The organism is Savagea serpentis, from assembly GCF_015351395.1.
GTDB lineage: Bacteria > Bacillota > Bacilli > Bacillales_A > Planococcaceae > Savagea > Savagea serpentis.
The window spans coordinates 293,011-316,333 of sequence record NZ_JADKPV010000001.1; the positions used below are offsets into that span (position 1 = coordinate 293,011).

The window sequence follows — 23,323 nt, forward strand, 5'->3', positions numbered from 1 at the left end:
TATACGTTCAGCATACCATTTTTAATTCGAAGCGAATATAGAAAAATATCCCTCCTGTACAACAATTGTCGAAATTCGTTTCTTTGCATAGCATTGTTTACGAGTAATAAAGTGTTATAATGAACGAATGTATCATATAATAGATTTGATGATTTTATGAAAGGAGCATTGCGCTATGAACGAAGAACAACGTTTAAATAAAACACCCGATGGCTCAGAAGTGAAAACAGAAGAAAAAGACTATAGCCAATATTTTAATCGTGTGTATCAACCACCATCATTAAAGGACGCAAAACGTCGTGGGAAGGAAGAAGTCGAGTATCATGATGACTTCCAAATCGATGAGCGTTTTCGAGAGATGGGGAACGGGCGCAAGTTTCACATTCAAACTTATGGTTGCCAAATGAACGAGCACGATACGGAAGTGATGGCGGGAATTTTCATGGCACTCGGCTACACATTCACACCAGACCGTACCAAAGCGGATGTCATTTTATTAAATACATGTGCGATTCGAGAAAATGCGGAAGATAAAGTATTCGGAGAGCTCGGCCATTTGAAATCTTTAAAACGTGAACGCCCTGATTTACTCATCGGTGTATGTGGATGTATGAGTCAAGAAGAGTCGGTCGTCAACGAGATTTTAAGCCGTCAACCTCATGTCGACATGATTTTTGGAACGCATAATATTCACCGCTTGCCAAACATTTTGCATGAAGCGTATATGTCGAAAGAAATGGTTGTTGAAGTATGGTCAAAAGAAGGCGACATTATTGAAAACTTACCGAAACAGCGTCTCGGTCATATTAAAGCATGGGTGAACATTATGTACGGTTGCGATAAGTTTTGTACGTATTGCATTGTCCCGTATACGCGTGGAAAAGAACGCAGCCGCCGCCCAGAAGATATTATTCAAGAAGTGAGAGAATTGGCAGCGCAAGGATATAAAGAGATTACATTGCTTGGGCAAAACGTCAATGCGTACGGAAAAGATTTAGAAGACCTCGATTACACATTAGGTGATTTAATGGACGATCTTCGCAAAATCGATATTCCGCGCATTCGTTTTACGACGAGTCATCCGAGAGATTTCGACGATCGTTTAATCGAAGTGCTCGCAAAAGGTGGAAATTTAGTCGATCACATTCATTTACCAGTACAGTCAGGTTCTTCAGCTATTTTGAAAATGATGTCGCGTAAATATACACGCGAGCAATTTTTAGAACTCGTCGCTAAAATTAAAAAAGCGATTCCAAATGTGACATTGACGACAGATATTATCGTCGGTTTCCCGAATGAAACAGATGAACAATTTGAAGAGACGATGACTTTGTTTGAAGAAGTCGGTTTTGATACAGCGTATACGTACATTTACTCACCTCGAGAAGGGACACCTGCAGCGAAAATGCAAGATAATGTCTCGATGGAAGTGAAAAAAGAACGTTTGCAACGCTTAAATAAACTCGTCAATGAAACGAGTGCGAAAGCGATGGCGCAATATGAAGGCCAAACAGTTAAAGTACTCGTAGAAGGCGAAAGTAAAAAAGATCCTGAAGTGCTTTCGGGCTACACAGAAAAGAATAAGCTCGTCAACTTTAGAGCACCGAAAGAGGTCATCGGTGAGATTGTTGAAGTGAAAGTGACCGATGCTAAAACGTGGTCACTCGATGGAGAATACATCGGTTTAGTTAAACAAAAGGAGACAGTATGATGACAAAATTGTATACGAAAGATGAGATTGTAGAAGCGGCGCAGAAATTAGCACAAATGATCGCATCGACAGAACAAGTAGAATTTTTCAAAAATGCAGAAGCAAAAATTAATGAAAATCAAAAAGTGCGTGAAAGTATTGCAAGCTTAAAAGTGTTAAATCAACAAGCGGTAAACTACCAACAATATGACAAAAAACGTGCTTATGAATTAACGCAAGCTAAAATCGAAAAAATCGAAGAAGAATTAGATGCAATTCCAGTTGTGACAGAATTTAAACAAGCGCAAATCGAAGTGAATGACTTGCTTCAAATTGTCACATCTGCGATTGCCAATACAGTAACGACCGAAATTATTGAAGCGACAGGTGGCGACGTCTTACGAGGCGAAACGGGCTCATATATTCAAAATGCGGGTCCGCGTACATGTAGTTAATTGATAAAACTGTTTAAATATCCATTTAACATGGGTCTTTAAACGGTTTTTCTTTTTTGTCGGGATACAATAGTTTGTTATAATGGTAAAAGATACAGTAGAGGAAGGATACGAGAGATGACGACATATACACCGATGATTCAACAATATTTACAAATTAAACAAGCGCATGAAGAAGCGTTTCTCTTTTTTCGTTTAGGCGATTTTTATGAATTGTTTTTTGATGATGCGATTCGCGCTTCATCGATTCTTGAAATTACGTTAACGAGCCGGGAAGCAGCGAAAGGAAAAGAACGGATTCCGATGTGTGGCGTACCGTATCATTCTGCAACAAACTATATTGAAACACTCGTTCAAAAAGGATATAAAGTTGCGATTTGTGAACAGGTAGAAGACCCGAAAGAAGTGAAAGGGCTCGTCAAACGAGAAGTGGTTAAAATTGTCACACCTGGAACGTTGACAGAAGGAAAAACAGTCGATGCGACGAGTCATCATTTTATTGGAGCGATCCACTTTGAAGGGGAAGCGAGCTATCTCGCTTACGTAGACTTAGCGACAGGGATTGCAAAATGTGAAGTCGTACATGGTACGATGGAAGATGTACTTCACGTAGCCGATGCGCTTCAAATAAGAGAGCTCGTTTTAGCAGAGCAAGATGACGCATTTGAAAAGTACGCGAAAGACCGTCATTTTCTCATCAGCTTTCCGACGATGGACGGGGAAGTGAAACCGTCGTTAGTCGAAGCGTTACCGAAAACAGCAGTCGAAGCGGCTACACTTATTTGGCGTTATTTACAAGAGACGCAAAAGACGAGCTTAGATCATATTCAACCGTTTGAATGGATAGAACGTGCGGAAACATTGACAATCGATGCGAACTCGATGCGCAACTTGGAACTCGTTCGGTCAATTCGCAACAATTCAAAAGAAGGTACGCTATACGAGTTGCTTGATGTGACGACGACAGCGATGGGAGCACGCAAGCTAAAAATGTGGTTGCACGAGCCACTAGCAAATGAGCGTCTCATCAATGAACGACTCGACCGTGTCGATGCATTGATTGAAGCATACTTTACACGTGACGCGTTAAAAAAAGAATTGAAATCAGTGTATGATTTAGAACGTTTAGCGGGACGCATTGCGATGGGGTCCGCGTCAGGGCGAGATTTAGCACAATTGCGCGATTCTTTACAACATGTTCCAGCTATTACACAACTATTGCGCGAAACGGAAGTACCCGCACTCACTTTATTAGCTGAACAATTAAATCCATGCGTTCCACTCCGAACATTGTTAGAAGAAGCGATCGCCCAAACACCGCCGATTTCTGTGAAAGAAGAAGGCACGATTCGCGATGGTTATGATGAACAGCTCGATCGTTTGCGCGATGCTTCCCGCAACGGAAAAACGTGGTTGCAACAATTAGAGCGAGAAGAGCGAGAAAAAACAGGAATTAAAAACTTGAAAATCGGCTACAACCGTATTTTCGGTTATTTTATTGAAGTGACACGTGCCAATGCTACTTTAATGGACGAAGCGCGCTACGAGCGAAAACAAACATTAGCGAATACGGAGCGTTTCATTACAGAAGAGTTAAAAGAAAAAGAAGCGCTCATTTTAAATGCGGAAGAACAAAGTTTAGAACTTGAATATACGCTCTTTACAAAAGTGCGAAGTGACAGTCAAGCGCACATTCAAGAAGTGCAACAGCTAGCACATCATTTGAGTGAACTAGATGTGCTCGTCGCATTCGCTGACTTAGCGGAACGTTACCATTACGTCCGCCCAACGTTCCACGAAGGGCGAGCGCTTACGATTACGAACGGACGTCACCCCGTCGTTGAACAAATGATGGATGCTCAATTGTACGTTCCAAATGATTGTGAATTGACTGAATCGAGCAATATGCTATTAATTACCGGACCGAACATGTCGGGGAAAAGTACGTATATGCGACAAGTGGCTTTGACGATTGTTATGGCGCAAATCGGTAGCTATGTGCCGTGCGATCGTGCGCATTTGCCGATTACCGATCAAATTTTTACACGCATCGGCGCAGCGGATGATCTCGCTTCCGGTCAAAGTACATTTATGATGGAAATGATGGAATCTCAATATGCGATTACACATGCTTCGCCTCGCAGCTTATTACTGTTTGACGAAATTGGTCGTGGAACGTCCACGTATGACGGAATGAGTTTAGCGCAAGCGATGATGGAATACATTCATGATGAAATCGGTGCGAACACTTTATTTTCAACGCACTATCATGAATTGACATCTTTAGAACAAAACTTAGATCAACTGCGAAACGTTCACGTACAAGCGACAGAACAAGACGGGGATGTCGTCTTTTTACACAAAGTAGCACCAGGCGCAGCAGATCGCAGTTACGGAATTCATGTGGCGAAACTTGCGAAATTACCCGAATCGATTTTAACTCGTGCAGGGGAATTGCTCACTCAATTTGAAAGTGAAACGCAATCGTTTGAAAAAATATCAGGAGAGCAACAAGTAGAAGAAGTCATTCAAGAGCAACCCGCACAACTATCCTTTTTTGAAGAAGTGAATAAGAAAGAGCCTGACATACAAACGACGCATCCAGTTGAAGAAGAAATTCAGCAACTCGACTTACTGAATATGACGCCTCTTGAAGCTTTACAACAATTAGCCGAATGGCAAAAGAAATGGAGATGACGCATCGCTTATGGGCAATATTGATATTATGGACGACCGTTTATCGAATAAAATTGCCGCTGGAGAAGTAGTAGAACGCCCTGCTTCCATCGTCAAAGAGCTCGTTGAAAATGCGCTCGATGCGGGAAGCAAGCATATTGAAGTGTATGTAGAAGATTCCGGATTACGCCTTATTCGCGTTATCGATGACGGAGCGGGAATGGACCGGGAAGACGCGACGAAAGCATTTGAACGACATGCGACGAGCAAAGTGAAAAATGAATATGATTTATTCCGAATCGAAACGCTCGGCTTTCGTGGTGAAGCATTAGCGAGTATTGCCGCAGTGAGCAAAGTGCAAATGACGACATCGACAGGACAAGTCGGCACCTATGTGGAAATACATGGTGGTGAGTTTCAACAAGTAGACGGGGCTCCTGCAAGAAAAGGAACAGATTTTCAAGTGTCTCAGCTCTTTTACAACACGCCTGCTCGACTGAAACATATGAAATCATTACAGACGGAACTCGGACATTGCATCGATTTAGTAAATCGGCTCGCCTTTAGCCACCCGGAAGTGAGCTTCAAATTAGTGAGCGACGGTAAACCGATCGTTGAAACGACGGGACGAAACGACCAATTGCGCAATATCGCATCGATTTACGGCATTCAAATCGCTCAAAAAATGGTCGCTTTTCAAGCGGAAAATCAAGATTATCGAATAAAAGGATATGTCAGTTTACCGGAAGTGACGCGCGCGAATCGGAATTATATGACTTTTTTAATTAATCGTCGCTGGGTGAAAAGCTATGCGATTCAACAAGCTGTATTAGACAGTATGCACACCTTTTTACCGATCGGTCGATTCCCAATCGTCGTCTTGGAAATTACGACAGACCCTCAATTGACAGATGTGAACGTCCATCCGTCCAAACAACAAGTACGGTTAGGGAAAGAGGCATCTTTATTACAATTAATACGCGACACGATTCGTCGTGCGGTTCAAGAACGTGTGACGATTCCAGTAGCGGTTCCACCGAAGCCGAAGCATGTTGAATCATATCAGCCAACCATTTGGGAAAAAGAAGCACCACCTATCGTTGAACGTCCGACCTTTTCGCAGCAATCAAATATACAAGAAGAGCCACCTTTACCTGTCGTCGATTTTTATAGCGAACCGGAAGAAGAAATATTAACGATTCCGTCACAAGAGGAAGAAGCGACTTTTCCGACGTTAGAAGTGGTCGGTCAAGTACATGGGACGTATATTATCGCGCAAAATGAAGACGGGTTTTATATGATTGACCAACATGCCGCGCAAGAGCGGATTAAATATGAGTTTTTTAAAGAGCAACTCGGCAAAGCGACTGGCGAAGAACGTCATCAGTTGTTAATCCCGCTCATCTTCCATTATTCGAAAGCAGAGATGGAGAAAATTGAAGAACGCAAACCATTGCTTGAACAAGCCGGCGTTTTTTTAGAACCATTTGGCCCTTCTTCCTACACCGTGCGCGAATATCCGACATGGTTTCCAGAAGAAGAAGTGGAAGAAACGATCGAACAGCTCATTGAACAATTACTGACGCATCAAAAAATAGATGTTACCGCTTTGCGCGAAGAAGCAGCGATTATGATGAGTTGCAAGCGCTCGATTAAAGCGAATCATTATTTAACGAAAGAGCATATGGAACAGTTACTACATGATTTAAGTAAAGCCGAGCACCCATATACATGCCCGCACGGTCGACCTGTGCTCATTCACTTTACGACGATGGAAATCGAAAAAATGTTTAAACGAATTATGTGAGGAGGAGAGGACAATGCAAGATTTGCAACTGCAAGTGAAACGTTCGTCGAAGCCATTACAAATGAGAGATGGGATAAATGTTTATACGGTTTGCTATGAGCCTTTAGGAAAGTGTAAAGGATACATTCAAGTGTTGCATGGCATGTTAGAGCATACGGGGCGTTATGACGAAATGATGAGCTATTTTGCATCGCTCGGTTACATCGTATTTGCTCACGATCAACGCGCGCATGGACATACCGCGAATGATCAACTGGGCATCGTCGATAACTCGATGTATTACGAAGAGGACGCACAAGCGGTACGAGCACATTACGTAAAAGACCGAGCGCAACGTTATATTTTATTCGGTCATAGCATGGGTTCTTTCATCGCGCGTCAACTCGTCTTAACGGATGACACGATTCAAGAAGCGATTATTGCCTCAACAGGTTGCCCACCGAGGTTGGCAGTTCGCGCTGGAAAAACAATAGCTAAATATCGCGACAAGCAACAAGACAATCTTTTAAGCAAGTTGACGTTTCTCGGTTTTAATCGAAAATTTGAAGGAGTAACGGATGTGGATTGGTTATCGAGTGATACGAAAGCGGTCGAGCGCTACGTTGCAGACGAGATGACAGGAGCGGTTGCAAATTCACGTTTTCACGAAGAATTATTTTCTCTAATTGAGCGAATGTACCATAATGAACGGAACTTATCTCACCAGAAACGCATTTTGTTCTTAGGTGGAACAGAAGACCCTGTCGGTAAAGAAGGCCGTGATATTCGTCATCTAGCGAAGCGATATGCAAAATATAATGATGTTACGTTATATATGATGGAAAACGCGCGACATGAGCTGCTCCATGAACGAGCGAAAGCATCCGTTTATGCTGTGATGGAAAGTTGGCTGCAAAATGAATAAAGTCATTGCGATACTCGGCCCGACAGCATCAGGAAAAACAGCGCTCAGTGTGGAACTCGCTAAGCGTCTCGACGGTGAAGTGATCAATGGCGATTCGATGCAACTGTATAAAGAGCTATCGATTGGAACCGCAAAAATTCGAGAAGAAGAAAAAGAAGGAATCCCTCACCATCTGTTCGATTATTTAGAACCCGAAGCGTCGTTTTCGGTGAGCGACTACCAAAAGCTCGTGCGCCAAACGATCGACGACATTCAAGCGCGAGGTAAGCAGGCAATCATCGTAGGGGGAACAGGCCTTTATGTGCAAGCGGTATTGTATGATTTTCAATTTACAGAACAAGCGACGGATGAAACTGTGCGTCGTGTATATGAACAACGAGCAGCTAAAGAAGGCTTAGACATACTGTACGCAGAACTCGTTGAAAAAGATCCAGAAAGCGCGAAAACGATTCATCCAAACAATGGTCGGCGCATCATTCGAGCACTCGAAATTTATGATACGACTGGGCGAACGAAAGGCGAGCATGAACAACAAAAAGGGCACGATATTGTCTATCCTCATCTGCTCATCGGTTTAGAATGGGATCGTTCGGAGTTGTATGAACGCATTAATGAGCGAGTGGAGCTCATGATGAAAGAAGGATTAGAAGCGGAAGTGGAAGCCCTCTATTATAAAGGATTGGAAAAGGCACAGTCGATGAGTGGCATCGGCTATAAAGAATGGATTCCTTATTTTGAAGGGAATCGGACGAAAGAAGAGGTCGTGGCACTCATTCAACGTAATACACGTCGCTATGCGAAGCGCCAAATGACATACTTCAACAATAAAATGGACGTTCATTGGCTCGATGCGAGATCTCCGATGGAACAAAAAATAACAGAAATCATTAGACGTCTTCAGGAAGAATGAGGTAAAATGTCGTATAGTACGTAAAAGGATAGGAGGAGAGCAGATGACGACACAAAATATGCAAGATGTTTTTTTAAATAACTTGCGCAAAGACGGTATTTTTGTCACCGTATTTTTAACGAACGGTTTTCAGTTAAAAGGGATTATTAAATCATATGATAACTACACAGTATTGCTTGAAACAGATGGCAAACAACAATTGATTTACAAGCACGCCATTTCTACATATGTCCCAGCAAAACCAGTATTGTAAACAGAGAAAAGGATGGTACATGATGATGATTCAACCATTTGATGCACGTTTAATGAAGCGTGTCGATGAAGTGGAAAAACAAATTGAACCGTATACGAAAGAAGTAGAACGGATCGCCTTTCACAATCAGCGCAAAGTGCTCGCAGCTTTTGGAAAGAATAAAGTGAGCGACTTCCATTTAAGTGGTTCAACAGGATATGGGTACGACGATATTGGACGCGATACAATCGAACAAATTTATGCGGATGCGTTCGGAGCAGAAAGCTGTATCGTTCGTAACCAAATTATTTCAGGAACGCATGCGATCGCGATTAGCTTATTTGGCGTATTACGTCCGGGCGATGACCTATTGTACATTACCGGAGAGCCGTATGATACGCTCGCTTCCATTGTAGATGGTGGGGAAGAAGATACAGGTTCATTGAAAGATTACAATATCGGATACAGTCATGTTGAATTGACAGAAGAAGATAATGTCGATTTTGACGCTGTACGCGCAAGCATTACAGACAAGACGAAAGTGATTGGAATCCAACGTTCAAAAGGATACTCGGATCGTCGTTCATTCACGATTGCAGAAATCGATGAAATGATCCAAGAAGTGCGCAAAATGAAAGAAGATGTCATTATTTTTGTCGACAATTGTTACGGAGAATTTGTAGAAGAATTCGAACCGACACAAGTAGGTGCAGATTTAATGGCGGGCTCTTTAATTAAAAACCCAGGTGGCGGACTTGTACGAACAGGTGGATACGTTGCAGGACGTGAAGATCTCGTAAATCGCTGTGCATACCGTATGACTTCCCCTGGTCTCGGTCGTGAAGCGGGCGCCTCTTTAGATACATTGCTCGAAATGTATCAAGGCTTTTTCCTAGCACCTCATATTGTAAGTCAAGCTGTGAAGGGGGCTATTTTTACAGCCGCTCTACTAGAATCATTCGGTATGAATACGACGCCATCTTATAAAGCGAAACGAACAGATTTAATTCAATCGGTCAATTTCCAAACGCCAGAACAAATGATTGGTTTCTGTCAAATGATTCAACAACATTCACCAGTGGATGCACATTACGCGCCGGAACCATCATACATGCCAGGCTATGCGGATGATGTCATCATGGCAGCTGGAACATTCATTCAAGGATCGAGTATTGAATTGACAGCAGATGGTCCAATTCGTCCACCGTATACGGCATATGTGCAAGGTGGTTTAACGTACGAACATGTGAAAGCAGCTGTTCTTTCATCGGTTGAACAACTCATTGAAAAACAAATGATTCAATTATAAATAAAAAATCCTTTACGCAAAATTTGCGTAAAGGATTTTTTTAATGGAATGTGCGGAACACACCGACAACTTTACCTAAAATCGAAACGTTCGGCAAAATAATCGGATCCATCGAGCTATTTTCAGGTTGTAAACGGAAGTGGTTATTTTCTTTAAAGAAACGCTTGACCGTCGCTTCATCTTCATCTGTCATCGCAACGACAATCTCCCCGTTTTCAGCTGTCATCTGTTGTTTCACAATGACATAGTCCCCATTTAAAATACCTGCTTCAATCATACTTTCACCTTGAATTTCAAGCATGAACAATTGTGAATCCTTCGTTCCGAACGTGTCTGGAATGGGGAAGTATTCTTCGATATTTTCAATCGCATCGATCGGTGCACCAGCTGTCACTTTGCCGATAAGCGGTACATGAATGACTGGTGATTTTAATTCGTCGATTCCATGAGGATCGAGCACTTCAATCGCGCGTGGTTTCGTAGGGTCACGGCGGATAAATCCGCGCTTTTCTAAACGGTCGAGATGTCCATGAACAGTTGAGCTAGAAGCGAGTCCAACCGCTTCGCCGATCTCTCGGACAGAAGGTGGATAGCCTTTCTCTCTTACTTCACTTTTAATGAAATCTAAAATGCTTTGTTGACGTGCAGTAATTTTTTTCATGGAATTCCTCCCTTACTATTTTATAAAGTGATTATAACATGTGTTCGCATGCAAGGCAAACAATAGTTCGTAAAACCTGTTGACAAATGCGAACGTACTTTCTATAATGAGAACATACATTTGCGAACAGACATTCTTTTTGGAGGGATTCAAATGAAATATATTCAACAATACAGTTATTTTTTTATGTTAAGTATCGTGTTATCATGTATAGCATTAATCGGATTATATATAGATGATCGAACATCTGGTGAAAAAAAGGAAGAACAGTTCAATCCAGTTGTTCCGACACTCGTTCAACAAGAACAATTGATATGGGATAAAGAAATTGCCTATTACAAAAAAGAAACGCGAAAGGAAGGGGAACGGAAGTGAAACGAGCGGTAATTTACTGCCGTGTGAGCACGGAGAAAGAACAACAACAGACGTCTTTACAGCGTCAAAGAGAAGAGCTTCTTGAACTAGCGAAGTCGATGGATTATAAAACGATCGCAGTGTTCGAAGATGAAGCGAGTGGATATGATGTCGAACGCGACGGGTTAATGGATTTATTGGAATGTTTGAAAGATGAAAAAGTAGATGCTTTATTCATTCAAGATGAAACACGCATCGGTCGGGGGCATGCACGCATCGCGATTTTACACTTATTGGAGAAAACCAATACGACACTCATTACGAACAGCGATCAAGGTCCGTTCGTCTTATCGGATATGGATGCGATGGTGTTAGAAATTTTAGCGGTCGTGGAGGAGTATCAGCGCAAAATTCATAATGCGAAAATTAAGCGTGGAATGAAGCGAGCGATCGAACAAGGATATCGCCCCGAATTAAACTTAAAAAACCGAGGAAATCCAGAAGGGCGCGCGCGTTTGACGGTTCCGATTGAAGAGATCGTCTCTTTGCGCAATAAAGGGATGACATTCGATGAAATTACGACGGTTTTAAACGGATTAGGATATGAAGCGAGCAAAGCGACGATTCATCGCCGTTATAAAGAGTATGAAAAAGATCAAGCGTAAGTAGTTGCACTTTTCTCCAATATTGTATAACGTCTACATAGTGAAAAATATTGGAGGAATGAAGACATGTTATCACCAGATAAATTACAAAGAATTAACGAATTAGCGAAAAAAGCGAAAACGACAGGATTATCGATAGAAGAAGCGAAAGAGCAGACGTCGCTCCGCAAACAATATTTAGAAACATTTCGCAACACGATGCGCGACACAATTGAACATGTGAAAGTAATCGATCCAGAAGGAAACGATGTCACTCCTGAAAAAGTGAAGGAAAAGCGTCACAATAAATTGAATTAACGGGATAGACATTGTATTTCGATGTCGAATTGACTAAACTAATACATGATAGTTCTAATAATGTTCATATGTGAAAGGATGTACAAAACTGATGACAAAAGAAAAAGATCAATTAGCGATTAATGCGATCCGTACATTATCGATTGATGCGATTGAAAAGGCGAACTCTGGTCACCCAGGACTTCCGATGGGAGCTGCTCCGATGGCTTATACGCTATGGGCGAAACAGATGAATCATAACCCGGATAATCCGAATTGGTTCAACCGTGACCGTTTCGTATTATCGGCAGGCCACGGTTCGATGTTACTTTATAGCTTGTTGCATTTATCAGGATATGATTTACCGATGGAAGAAATTAAAAACTTCCGCCAATGGGGTTCAGCAACACCAGGACACCCTGAATTCGGAGATACAATTGGCGTTGAGGCGACGACAGGACCGCTCGGACAAGGTGTCGGAATGGCTGTCGGAATGGCGATGGCAGAACGTCATTTAGCAGCGACTTACAATCGTGAACAATTCAATGTAGTCGATCATTATACGTACGCATTATGTGGAGATGGTGACTTAATGGAAGGAGTCGCAGCAGAAGCGATTTCATTAGCAGGTCACTTGCAATTAAATAAATTGATCGTTCTTTATGATAGTAATGATATTTCATTAGATGGCGAACTCGACATGTCATTTACTGAAAATATTCAAAAGCGTTTTGAATCATACGGCTGGAATTACATCCGCGTAGAAGATGGAAACGATGTGGATGCATTAAATGCAGCGATCGCTCAAGCGAAAGCAAATGATGGCGGTCCAACAATGATTGAAGTTAAAACAGTCATCGGTTACGGTTCACCGAATAAATCAGGAAAATCAGCAGCGCACGGTGCACCACTCGGTTCAGACGAGATGGCACTTACGAAAGAAGCGTACGCTTGGGAGCACGAACCATTCCATGTACCTGAAGAAGTGTATGAAACATTTAAAGAAGCGACGACAACACTCGGTCGTGAAGTAGAAGCTGAATGGAATACAATGTTTGAAGCGTATGAACAAGCGTATCCACAACTAGCAAAACAATTAGGCGATGCGATTGATCGTAAATTGACAGTCGATGTGAAGGAAGCGATGCCGACATACGAAGAAGGCGAATCAATCGCAACACGTTCTGCTTCACATAAAGCAATTAATGCGATTGCAAAAGCAGTCCCTTCACTGTTTGGTGGAAGTGCTGACCTTGCAAGCTCAAATAAAACGATGATGGAAGGCGAAGGCGACTTCTTACCTTCTCAACAATATGCAGGCCGTAACATTTGGTTCGGTGTGCGTGAATTCGCAATGGGTACAGCATTGAACGGTATGGCGTTACACGGTGGACTTGAAGTGTATGGAGCAACATTCTTCGTATTCAGCGATTACGTACGTCCAGCTGTTCGTTTATCAGCATTGATGGGCTTACCTGTCACTTACGTCTTTACGCACGATAGTATCGCAGTAGGAGAAGACGGTCCGACACACGAGCCAATCGAACATTTAGCAAGTTTCCGTGCGATGCCGAACTTATCGGTTATGCGCCCGGCAGATGCGAACGAAACATCAGCTGCTTGGTACTATGCAGTCACATCTGAGTCAACTCCGACAGCACTCGTGCTTTCACGTCAAGACTTACCTGTTTTACCGACAACGAAAGAACGTGCATTTGAAGGTGTTGGCAAAGGAGCGTACGTCGTTTCAGAAGCAAATGGCGATCTAGATGCGATTTTAATCGCTGCAGGTTCTGAAGTGAGTTTGGCTGTTGAAGCGCAAAAAGCACTTGAAAAAGAGAATATTATCGTTTCTGTCGTTTCAATGCCTTCTTGGGATCGTTTCGACGCACAAGATGCAGCATATAAAGAACAAGTATTACCGAAATCTGTAACGAAACGCCTCGCAATTGAAATGGGCGCTTCGATGGGATGGCACAAATATACAGGTACAGACGGCGATGTACTTGGAATCGATACATTTGGCGCAAGTGCACCAGGAGATATCGTGATGGCAGAATACGGATTTACAGTAGACAATGTGGTCGCACGTGTGAAAACATTGCTCGCATAATAATGAGATAAAGAAATCGATGAAGTGAACACTTCATCGATTTTTTTCTGTTTTTAAAACTTTATTGAAACTTTTTACGAATGTATGAATAGAAGGGAGATGCATCATGACGGAATGGACAAATCGAGTAGAACAGCGCAACATTCGCCGCGTACAAAAAAAGCAAGATCGAAATGCTGCTGAACAGATCATTCGACACTATTACGATGAAATGTATCGTTATTTTTATAAACAAACGTTAAATGAAACACTCGCTTTCGATTTAACGCAAGAATTGATGATTCGCATGTTGGAAAGTTTGCCTACGTATGATGCAAAACGAGCTTCTTTTCGCACATGGCTCTATCGCATCGCGTCTCGCCATTTAATCGACTATTATCGTTCTAAAGCGTACCAACATATGAAGCGTACAGAATATGTGGAAGATTGGACAATGTATGAAGCAGTAGAGGAATTAACAAGGCCTGAAGTAGAAGAACGTTACGAAGAGGTGATGAGAGCGATTCAACAATTGTCGCCTGACTTACAAATGATCGTTCGCTTAAAATGGTTCGGAGCGTACACTTTAAAAGAAATTTCTGAACAAGAGCAGTTGCCTCTTTCTACTGTGAAAACAAAATATTATCGCGCGCTTCAAATGGTGCGCTTGACACAGGAGGAGTAAAATGGAAAAAAATCGCCCGATTCCGTATCCATCGGATGAAAAAAAAGAAAAGTCGATTCATTTCATTTTAAATGAGATGAAAAAGCCGATGTCTCGAACGCAGTTATTTAAACAGTTATGGACGGTGATTGGATGGCGTCTGATCACACAGCAGTTAATCATCTATTGTATAAGCGCAATCGCTTTAATTCATCTCATCGTAACGAATGCTGCGTCTCTATCTGAATCTTTGAATTCTAATGGTCTATCCATTTTGGTAGGTATCCCTTTACTTTTTGCGAGCTTTTTACTATTGACCTTTTGGCGAAAAAAAGAAGCGGGAACGTATGAGTTAGAAATGACGACGCGTTATACAAGCATGCAAGTGATGGCCGCTCATCTATTAGTACTCGTTAGCGCAGTACTCGTCATTCAAACAAGCTTATTTGCCTGTAGCGCGCTCTTGTTTCAAATGCCGAGTTTTTGGATTGTAGCCCTACTTATGAACGGGAGTATTCTCATTCTAACATTCGGTCATTTTTTCTTAATGGTGCATGCCAGATTTTACTTATGGCGCGTCCTATGGTGGGGGATTTGGCTAGGTGGAAATGGTTTCATGATGCGTTTAAATATAAATGAAATGACCCTTCATGTAGGAGAACTCATCGTCGCTACTTTTTTATTGTGCGCTTTATATGTTTTATTTTATCAAGAAGTGATGCGCCTTTGTATGCGCGTAGAAAGAGGAGATTACTATGCTTACGATTGATCATGTGACAAAATCATACGGATCGTTTACAGCTCTAGAAGATATTCAACTAACGCTATCGCCCGGTGTATATGGTTTATTAGCGCCAAACGGGGCAGGGAAAACGACATTAATGCAAATGATTGTGACATTAACTCGTCCGACCGTAGGGGAAATTTTATGGGACGGTGTACCGATTGAAGCGCTCGGAAGCGAGTATCGGGCACGTGTTGGTTACTTGCCTCAACAGTTCGGATTTTATAAACAATATAATCCAGAGCAATTTTTACATTATATCGGGACGTTAAAAGGGATTTCGAAAGCACAATTGCGAGAACAAATTCCGACGTTATTGGAAGAAGTGGCGCTGTTTGACGTGCGCAAGAAAAAAATGAAGCAATTTTCAGGCGGAATGATTCAACGCGTCGGCATTGCGCAAGCTTTATTAGGGCAACCTGATATCCTCGTACTCGATGAACCGACTGCAGGACTCGATCCGAAAGAACGCGCACGTTTTCGTTCAATTTTAACAAAGTTAGCGCGCAATCGAATCGTCCTGATTTCCACCCATATTGTGAGTGATATAGAATCGATCGCGAATGAAATTATTATGATTCAAAACAAGCGTATTCGATATGCGCATACTGTTCCTCATATTTGCCAATCGCTTCAAGGACAGGTATTCGAAATGTTCGTTCCAGATGACCGATACCTTTCTTTCGCTAGCGAGCACTTAATTGTAAGTGAACGTCAACAAACAGGCGGGATGGACATTCGTTTTATTACGACGCATCCCGTACAAGGAGCACAAGAAGTACCGCCTCAATTAGAAGATGTCTTTTTATTTGAGTATCGAGATGAGGTAGAGCGATGAGGCGAATCGTTGGACAAGAAGTGAAGAAAGTATTGTCGCTACGTATTTTTTATATATTTTTCATCATAGCACTCTTATGGAATGGCTTATTTTTATGGAATAATGACTACGTTCGTTCGGATGTGAAGCGTTTTTTACAAGTGAATGAACCTCAAGTAGTGTGGACGAATGAGATGATGAAAGAACGACAAAAAATGAATCAACAAGCGAGTGAACCGTTGCGAAAAGGAGAGATGACGCTCGTTGAGGTATATCGACAAGCATTAAACAAAGGAAATGTCATAGAAGATGAGAAGTTTTTAAAATTGTTGACAGAAGAAGTGTATTGGGATCATTTTATCGCATTACACGAGCAGCGTGCTGCGTTACAAGTAGACGAAAAAGTTGAGCAAATTGTTCGGATGTACGGATTAACAGGAAATGCAGCAGCAACATTACGCCAGCATATTCCAGCATTAGAAATGCGTTTTTCCAAGTTAATCGCACAAGAAGCGCCGACCCACTATGCGCCGAACGCTCTTTTTAGCCAGCATGATGCACTGTTCGGGAAACTGATGCGTGCTGTACTGATGGAATCGGTGTTGATCACTATTTTAATTACTGCCTTGCTGACGAGTTACGAGCGCGAACATCGCACAGCATCCGTCGTCTACAGCTCAACGGTCGGAAGAAAAGTTCAAATAGCGAAATGGCTGTCGAGTTTATTCGTCGCAAGCAGTACATATGTTGGATTATTTTTGTTATCAATCGGTTCGTATATCGCGCTTTACACGACTCCATCTTTATGGACAAGTTATGTGAGCAGTAGTTGGAACGTAGAAGGGCCGAACTTATTTATGACATGGTATCCTTTCACATTTATTCAATATGTATCAGTGCAGTGGGGAATTGGGCTTTCCATTATCGTGCTCGTTGTCTGTTTGACGTGGGCGATCAGTTTATATTGGCATCAAACGTATATCGCAACGGCAGCCGTGATCGCGATTTTATTTTTATTGTTTATCGTGCCTGCCTTCATTTCGAAAAGTTCAAGCTTGCTCATTTATGCGACCTATACTTTATCGACGCTCATCGTAGGAACTGCTCATTGGCTCATGATGTGGAAAGGGTATACGCTCGATCCTCATTTTGAATGGAAAACATTGCTTCTTTCTGCAATAATGATTGGAATAATTTCCTTCTACGCATGGCGACATTTTAAAAGAAAAGATTGGCAGGAGGTAGAGTGATGAAAATCTTTTGGAATGAGTGTAAAAAATACCGGTCACTTCCCCTTCTATTGTTTGTTTTAAGTGCGCATTTCATTACGTACATGTTGCTGACAGATTATGATATTCGGATGATGAATCAAGGAAAATCTACCGCTTCAAGCATCATCGTCCACCGAGAACTCGTCGACACATACGGTCCGTCGATGACAAAAGAGGATTGGGAAGATGTCAAACGAATAACAGCGCTGTATCAAACAAAGTTAGATGCATACGTTCAAAACGATGTGGAGCTCCGACAATTAGGCGTGAACACATTTGAAGAATGGCAACAGCTCATTTGGGAAGAAAATGAACGGGGAGAACGGGCTTCCGCTCTACATGACGATTGGATTTTTGAATCAAATGAGTCGGAAGATTTTTGGCTTTGGCAAGAATATGACCGCCTGTTAAGTTTTTACGAAGGAAATGAGACATACATTGAGCAAAATCGACATGGACCCGGTCATCGTGACGCAGCGTCCCCTGACTATTACGAACAATTGTATGAACAGTCTACGATTGTAGCGCAACCTGAACGAATTTTTCTCATCGTTCGCAATTTAACGACGTCTGCCGTACTCATCGTCGTTCTCGTCACTTTACTCATTACAGCACCCGTTCATTATCAAGATCGCATGCAAAGAATGATTCCGTTACAATACAGTACGACATACGGCAGACGTTTGCCTTTTGTGAAATGGCTCGCTAGTATGACGGTCAGCGGTATACTTACTTTCATTATGATCGTCGTCTATGCGTATTTGATGGAACGAAACGGTCATCTATACTTTGTCGACGTGCCGATTCGGGAGTTAATTTCAGGTGAAATTTGGTTCGATTGGACAATTGGAGAATGGTTATGGATGACGGTCGTTGTATTATTCTTTTTCACGTTCGTCTCAACGATCGTCGGAATGTGGATCGGAACGTATGCGAAAAACGCATTGCAACTTGCAGGAGGAGTTATTTTAGCTGTGATCGCTTGTGCGGCGATTCTTTTACCGCTTTCCATTACCCGTCTGTTTAGTGCGTGGTATCCGCCTTTCTATACGTGGGTTCAGCTCGGTAGCATCGGACTGTTCGCTATAATCTTATTGGGAGCGATTGTTTATTGTGAAAAGAAGAAAGACGTCGTACCATTTGAATGAACGAGTTATTGCTATTCGGAATTAGTCGTTGTATAATGCATAGTGGACAGTTTATCGAATAAAGCAGTTAAGGAGGAACGACATGAGTACAATTTGGGTAGTCCTCATTGCACTTGCTACTTTAATTATCGGCGTTTTCATCGGATTTTGGGTTTCTAAAAAATATATGGAAAACTACTTGGAAGAAAACCCACCGATTAACGAAGAGATGTTACGTGTGATGATGATGCAAATGGGTCAAAAACCATCACAGAAGAAAATTAATCAAATGATGAATCAAATGAACCGTGTAAGTGACAAGCAAAAAAACAAAAAATAAAACGTAAAGACTGACTTCTCATTAACGAGAGTCAGTCTTTTTTAACATGTTGTAAAAAGTCAGCGATCGCATCTCGGTATGCTTCTCGATTTTTTCGATACCCGAGCGCATGTTTTCCTTCTGGTAATAACACGAGTTGTTTAGGCTCATTGGCTGCTTCGTACAAGTCTTCACTCATATGAGGTAAAATAAAAGTATCTTTCAACGTATGGATGAATAAAATGGGTACTTTTATTTGGTCGACTACTTTGATAGGAGAAACTTCGCTGAGTGTGTAGCCATCTCGCCATCGAAGAAATAAATTGGCCACGCGTAGTGCTTGCTCGGTCCAATAAGGGGAAGTTTCGGCGCTAGCGATGTGAGCGAGTTGTTCTGAGAAACTGGAAAAAGGACAATCCGCTATGATGAATGAAATTGGAGTATTTTCATATGTTCCTCCATATAAAAGAGCAGTCGCTGCCCCCATCGAAACGCCATGAACTCCAATTTCAGCTTCGGGACCTCTCCATTGTTCTACATATTGAACGACCGCTTTTAAATCGACTTTTTCATAGTAGCCGAAAGATGTCGTTTTCCCACCACTCGTTCCATGTCTTCTCTGATCATAAATGACTGCATTGTAACCGAACTGTTCAAATAACATCGCAAATTGAATGGAACTCAGTCGTGTTTCTGTCACGCCATGACTAAAGATGACATAACGAGGCGCATCGATTGTTTGAATGACCGTCGCTTGAATAGGATACCCGTGCATCGAATCAATTTGAATTTCTTTTTTAGGAACGCGTTCATACCACTTCCGTTGTTCTTCATTGAGTAAAATTTCTCGTTCATAAATGGTAGAGGGGTCTTTCTTTTTGATGAACATCATGCGGTTCGTCAGTAAATAACCGATAGAAACGAACGCGCTAAATAAAATGCCTAAACTGCTCATGAGCAATTTTAGTAAGCGCAAATGAATCACCTTCTGTGCAAGATTTGATACAATAAGTATACCATTGAATAGAAGGAGAGGCGTGTAAGATGATTGATGAAAAATTCACACTCGCAGATCAACTGAATGAAGCGTTACAAAAAGAGTTGAAAACGGTGAAAAAAGAAGCGCAACAAAGAGAGAAAAAAGAATTAGAACAGCAACGTGAAAGAAAACGTAAAGAGCGAGAAGAACGTGAAAAAAATAAAAGCTTCGAAGAACTATTAGCAGAATATGATGGGCCTATTCAAAAATATGAATAATTATTAATGAAAGTTACTCTCTTACTGAGTAACTTTTTTTGAAAATATTATTTCATCACACTAAAGCGTTGAATCATTGAAGTACCATAGCTTAAGCGCTATTTTAAGCCATTTTAACAGCGTTAGAACTTTCAGAAAAATCACGAAAATAGATTGACGGAATGAAAAGAACATTGTACGATACCATTTATATCGAAACTATTCAAAGGGGGCTATTCAATGAAAAAGAATATATTTACATTATTCGCATTATTGGCACTACTCGTGCTTGCAGCATGCGGAGGAGATGACAAACCGTCGACAGAGGCGGAAGGGAATGAAGGGGAAGCGAGTGGTGACAAAGAGCAATACGTCATCGGCGTAACACAAATTGTAGAACATCCATCGTTAAACGCAGCATTTGACGGATTTAAAAAAGCTTTAGAAGATGCTGGTTTAGATGTGAAATATGACGTGCAAAACGCACAGAATGACCAAAGCATTAACGCGCAAATTGCGACGAACTTAGTCGGAGATCAAGTCGATTTAATTTTTGCGAACTCCACACCGAGCGCACTCGCAGCGAAAGCAGCGACAGACGATATTCCGATTGTGTTCACATCGGTGACGAACGCAGTGGAAGCGAACTTAGTTGATTCGAACGAAGCACCAGGTGGCAACGTTACAGGAACGACAGACAACCACCCGGAAGCAGTCGCGAAAAGTATTGAATTTTTAAAAGATGAATTAGGGTCAACGAAAATTGGAATGGTGTTTGACTCAGGAGAACAAAACTCACGTGTTCAAATTGACCAAGCGAAAGCAGCAGCTAAACAATACGGCGTTGAAATCGTTGATGCAGCGGTATCATCGAGCGCTGAAGTAAAACAGGCGACAGAATCGTTAATCGGTAAAGTCGACAGTATTTACATCATTACAGATAATACAGTCGTCAACGCTTTAGAATCTGTCGTAGGCGTAGCAGAAGAACATGATTTACCGATGTTCGTCGCTGAGTTCGATTCAGTAGCACGCGGTGGTTTAGGAGCATTCGGATTTGAGTTTTACGATATCGGATACGAAGCGGGAGAAATGGCTGTTCAAATTTTGAAAGATGGCAAAAAGCCAGCAGACATTCCAGTACAAGTCCCACAAAACTTACGTTTACTAATTAACGAAGAGAAAGCGAAACAATTAAATATTGAAATTAAAGAAGAATGGAACGCAGAATTAAAATAATATAAGAAAGGGGGAATAATCGATGCTTGCTTTAGCTGCATTATTCGGTTCAATTGAACAAGGTGTTATTTATGCGATTATGGCACTCGGTGTATATTTAACATTCCGTATTTTAGATTTTCCAGATTTGACGGTAGATGGCAGCTTCGTAACAGGAGCTGCGATTGTCGCAACGATGATCACATTCGGTTATTCTCCAATCGTTGCGACATTGCTTGCAATCATTGTTGGATTTTTTGCCGGAACAATCACAGGGGTTTTGCACACTAAAGGGAAAATTAATCCGCTACTCTCCGGGATTATTATGATGATTGCGCTCTATTCCATTAACTTGCGCATTATGGGCTTGTCGACAGAAACGAGTGTGACACGTCCGAACATTCCACTTTTAAATGAAGAGACGGTATTTAGCTCCTTTTTAGCCTTTTGGAAAACATTGCCAGTAGACGGATGGATTAACGGTATGTTCAGTGCACTCGGTGCGCAAAGTTTACCGGGAAGTTACGGTATTTTAGCGTTAATGATTATCGTCATTATCGTCATTAAATTAATCGTCGACTTCTTTTTACAAACTGAAATCGGTTTAGCAATTCGTGCGACAGGAAATAACCAACGCATGATTCGCAGTTTTTCAGCGAATACAGACCGCCTCATTATTTTAGGGCTCGGGATTTCAAACGGTCTCGTCGCATTGGCAGGTGGGCTCATCGCTCAATATAATAAATTCGCAGATAACGGGATGGGGGTCGGAATGATTATCGTCGGTCTCGCTTCGGTCATTATCGGAGAAGCCATTTTCGGAACGAAGACGATTGTCCGTACGACATTTGCGGTCATTATTGGATCTGTCATTTATCGCATTATTCTCGGATTTGCATTGCGCATCAATTTAGACCCAGGCGATATGAAATTAATTACAGCGATCATCGTCGTCATTGCACTTGTCGTTCCGCGATTATTTGAAGAACGACGGAATAAAAAGAAAAAATTACAAAGACGCGCCGCATTGGATGCAGAACGGGGGGATCTCCTTGTTAAAAATTGATCAAATTTGGAAAGTGTTTAACGAAGGAACACCCGATGAAAAAGTGGCGCTCGACCATATCGATTTACATCTACAAGCAGGAGATTTCGTCACGGTCATCGGAAGTAATGGGGCGGGAAAGTCCACGATGCTCAATATGATTTCAGGAGCACTCACACCAGATGCAGGAGATATTTATATCGCAGGTAATAATGTGACGAAATTGAAAGAACATGAGCGTGCGCAATATATCGGACGCGTCTTCCAAGACCCGATGGCAGGAACCGCACCTTCGATGACGATTGAAGAAAACTTAGCGATCGCCTATTCGCGAAACCGTCGTCGTCGCCTCCGTCTCGGTGTGACGAAAGAGCGTCGTGAATATTTTAAAACGTCGCTTGAAACGCTCGGTCTTCATCTTGAAAATCGAATGAACACACTCGTCGGCATGTTATCAGGGGGAGAGCGTCAAGCGTTATCTTTATTGATGGCGACTTTTACGAACCCGAACATTTTACTTTTAGACGAACATACAGCTGCACTCGACCCGTCGCGTGCAGCATCGATTACGGACATTACGAAAACACTCGTCGAGAAAGACCAATTGACGACAGTGATGGTTACGCATAATATGCAGCAAGCGCTCGACCTCGGCAACCGCCTCATCATGATGGATAAAGGCCAAATTATTTTAGAAGTAGGCGAAGAAGAGAAAAAGACGTTGACGATTCCGAAGTTGATGGAACAATTCCAAAAAATACGCGGAGAACAACTCGTGAACGACGCTGCTTTGTTGAGTTAAGTTGAACTC

General features: G+C 41.9%; 24 protein-coding genes. 22 read left to right on the forward strand and 2 right to left on the reverse strand.

Going from position 1 to position 23,323, the window contains the following annotated elements:
* Positions 1 to 175: 175 nt before the first annotated feature.
* The 8 genes from miaB to IRY55_RS01475 all read left to right on the forward strand — a co-directional run bounded on the left by miaB (position 176) and on the right by IRY55_RS01475 (position 9,983).
* Positions 176 to 1,711: a tRNA (N6-isopentenyl adenosine(37)-C2)-methylthiotransferase MiaB gene (gene miaB / locus IRY55_RS01440; protein WP_194561476.1), complete on the forward strand. Its 1,536-nt coding sequence runs from the start codon at positions 176 to 178 to the stop codon at positions 1,709 to 1,711.
* Positions 1,711 to 2,145, forward strand: a complete 435-nt coding sequence (locus IRY55_RS01445) for a RicAFT regulatory complex protein RicA family protein (protein ID WP_194561477.1) — start codon at positions 1,711 to 1,713, stop codon at positions 2,143 to 2,145. The genes miaB and IRY55_RS01445 overlap by 1 nt, the downstream gene beginning before the upstream one ends.
* A gap of 117 nt (positions 2,146 to 2,262) precedes the next feature.
* Positions 2,263 to 4,842, forward strand: a complete 2,580-nt coding sequence (gene mutS, locus IRY55_RS01450; RefSeq protein ID WP_194561478.1) for a DNA mismatch repair protein MutS — start codon at positions 2,263 to 2,265, stop codon at positions 4,840 to 4,842.
* A 10-nt stretch (positions 4,843 to 4,852) separates the two neighbouring features.
* On the forward strand, positions 4,853 to 6,628 hold the full coding sequence (mutL, locus tag IRY55_RS01455) for a DNA mismatch repair endonuclease MutL (RefSeq protein ID WP_194561479.1): 1,776 nt from the start codon (positions 4,853 to 4,855) through the stop codon (positions 6,626 to 6,628).
* Between the two features lie 13 nt (positions 6,629 to 6,641).
* Entirely contained in the window at positions 6,642 to 7,532 is an 891-nt protein-coding gene (locus IRY55_RS01460) for an alpha/beta hydrolase (protein ID WP_194561480.1), read from the forward strand.
* Positions 7,525 to 8,442, forward strand: a complete 918-nt coding sequence (gene miaA / locus IRY55_RS01465) for a tRNA (adenosine(37)-N6)-dimethylallyltransferase MiaA (protein ID WP_194561481.1) — start codon at positions 7,525 to 7,527, stop codon at positions 8,440 to 8,442. The genes IRY55_RS01460 and miaA overlap by 8 nt, the downstream gene beginning before the upstream one ends.
* A gap of 43 nt (positions 8,443 to 8,485) precedes the next feature.
* Positions 8,486 to 8,695 (forward strand): RNA chaperone Hfq, encoded by a 210-nt coding sequence (gene hfq, locus IRY55_RS01470; protein ID WP_194561482.1) that lies wholly within the window; start codon positions 8,486 to 8,488, stop codon positions 8,693 to 8,695.
* Positions 8,696 to 8,747: 52 nt separating this feature from the next.
* Positions 8,748 to 9,983 (forward strand): methionine gamma-lyase family protein, encoded by a 1,236-nt coding sequence (locus IRY55_RS01475; protein ID WP_408015130.1) that lies wholly within the window; start codon positions 8,748 to 8,750, stop codon positions 9,981 to 9,983.
* Between the two features lie 40 nt (positions 9,984 to 10,023).
* Here the strand turns inward: IRY55_RS01475 and lexA are convergent, their stop codons facing one another.
* The gene (lexA, locus tag IRY55_RS01480) at positions 10,024 to 10,644 is read right to left on the reverse strand and encodes a transcriptional repressor LexA (RefSeq protein WP_194561484.1); all 621 of its coding nucleotides are present in this window, start codon (positions 10,642 to 10,644) and stop codon (positions 10,024 to 10,026) included.
* A gap of 153 nt (positions 10,645 to 10,797) precedes the next feature.
* Between lexA and IRY55_RS01485 the strand changes: the two genes are divergently transcribed.
* The 10 genes from IRY55_RS01485 to IRY55_RS01530 all read left to right on the forward strand — a co-directional run bounded on the left by IRY55_RS01485 (position 10,798) and on the right by IRY55_RS01530 (position 19,034).
* Positions 10,798 to 11,019, forward strand: a complete 222-nt coding sequence (locus tag IRY55_RS01485; RefSeq protein ID WP_194561485.1) for a hypothetical protein — start codon at positions 10,798 to 10,800, stop codon at positions 11,017 to 11,019.
* Positions 11,016 to 11,663 carry a YneB family resolvase-like protein gene (locus IRY55_RS01490; protein WP_194561486.1) on the forward strand — a complete coding sequence of 216 codons (648 nt, stop codon included), beginning with the start codon at positions 11,016 to 11,018 and terminating at the stop codon, positions 11,661 to 11,663. The genes IRY55_RS01485 and IRY55_RS01490 overlap by 4 nt, the downstream gene beginning before the upstream one ends.
* Before the next feature lie 66 nt (positions 11,664 to 11,729).
* Complete coding sequence (locus IRY55_RS01495; protein ID WP_194561487.1) at positions 11,730 to 11,960, forward strand: DUF896 domain-containing protein; 231 nt, start codon at positions 11,730 to 11,732, stop codon at positions 11,958 to 11,960.
* Between the two features lie 91 nt (positions 11,961 to 12,051).
* Positions 12,052 to 14,052: a transketolase gene (gene tkt / locus IRY55_RS01500; RefSeq protein ID WP_194561488.1), complete on the forward strand. Its 2,001-nt coding sequence runs from the start codon at positions 12,052 to 12,054 to the stop codon at positions 14,050 to 14,052.
* A gap of 106 nt (positions 14,053 to 14,158) precedes the next feature.
* Positions 14,159 to 14,716 (forward strand): RNA polymerase sigma factor, encoded by a 558-nt coding sequence (locus IRY55_RS01505; protein WP_194561489.1) that lies wholly within the window; start codon positions 14,159 to 14,161, stop codon positions 14,714 to 14,716.
* 1 nt (position 14,717) lies between these two features.
* Positions 14,718 to 15,464 carry a hypothetical protein gene (locus IRY55_RS01510; RefSeq protein ID WP_194561490.1) on the forward strand — a complete coding sequence of 249 codons (747 nt, stop codon included), beginning with the start codon at positions 14,718 to 14,720 and terminating at the stop codon, positions 15,462 to 15,464.
* Positions 15,451 to 16,317 carry an ATP-binding cassette domain-containing protein gene (locus IRY55_RS01515; RefSeq protein WP_194561491.1) on the forward strand — a complete coding sequence of 289 codons (867 nt, stop codon included), beginning with the start codon at positions 15,451 to 15,453 and terminating at the stop codon, positions 16,315 to 16,317. Before IRY55_RS01510 ends, IRY55_RS01515 begins: the two co-directional genes overlap by 14 nt.
* Positions 16,314 to 17,546, forward strand: coding sequence for a hypothetical protein (locus tag IRY55_RS01520; protein ID WP_194561492.1), 1,233 nt, complete (start codon positions 16,314 to 16,316; stop codon positions 17,544 to 17,546). The genes IRY55_RS01515 and IRY55_RS01520 overlap by 4 nt, the downstream gene beginning before the upstream one ends.
* Positions 17,546 to 18,715, forward strand: coding sequence for a hypothetical protein (locus IRY55_RS01525; RefSeq protein ID WP_194561493.1), 1,170 nt, complete (start codon positions 17,546 to 17,548; stop codon positions 18,713 to 18,715). Before IRY55_RS01520 ends, IRY55_RS01525 begins: the two co-directional genes overlap by 1 nt.
* 82 nt (positions 18,716 to 18,797) lie before the next feature.
* On the forward strand, positions 18,798 to 19,034 hold the full coding sequence (locus IRY55_RS01530) for a YneF family protein (protein WP_194561494.1): 237 nt from the start codon (positions 18,798 to 18,800) through the stop codon (positions 19,032 to 19,034).
* 31 nt (positions 19,035 to 19,065) lie between these two features.
* On the opposite strand, the gene IRY55_RS01535 is transcribed toward IRY55_RS01530, so the two are convergent.
* Positions 19,066 to 19,989, reverse strand: a complete 924-nt coding sequence (locus IRY55_RS01535; protein WP_235960996.1) for an alpha/beta hydrolase — start codon at positions 19,987 to 19,989, stop codon at positions 19,066 to 19,068.
* 68 nt (positions 19,990 to 20,057) lie between these two features.
* Between IRY55_RS01535 and IRY55_RS01540 the strand changes: the two genes are divergently transcribed.
* From IRY55_RS01540 to IRY55_RS01555, 4 genes are all read left to right on the forward strand, one after another.
* Complete coding sequence (locus tag IRY55_RS01540; RefSeq protein WP_194561495.1) at positions 20,058 to 20,270, forward strand: DUF3886 domain-containing protein; 213 nt, start codon at positions 20,058 to 20,060, stop codon at positions 20,268 to 20,270.
* A gap of 219 nt (positions 20,271 to 20,489) precedes the next feature.
* Positions 20,490 to 21,488 carry an ABC transporter substrate-binding protein gene (locus IRY55_RS01545; protein WP_194561496.1) on the forward strand — a complete coding sequence of 333 codons (999 nt, stop codon included), beginning with the start codon at positions 20,490 to 20,492 and terminating at the stop codon, positions 21,486 to 21,488.
* A gap of 22 nt (positions 21,489 to 21,510) precedes the next feature.
* Entirely contained in the window at positions 21,511 to 22,533 is a 1,023-nt protein-coding gene (locus IRY55_RS01550) for an ABC transporter permease (RefSeq protein WP_194561497.1), read from the forward strand.
* Positions 22,520 to 23,314 (forward strand): ABC transporter ATP-binding protein, encoded by a 795-nt coding sequence (locus IRY55_RS01555; protein ID WP_194561498.1) that lies wholly within the window; start codon positions 22,520 to 22,522, stop codon positions 23,312 to 23,314. Before IRY55_RS01550 ends, IRY55_RS01555 begins: the two co-directional genes overlap by 14 nt.
* Positions 23,315 to 23,323: the final 9 nt, after the last annotated feature.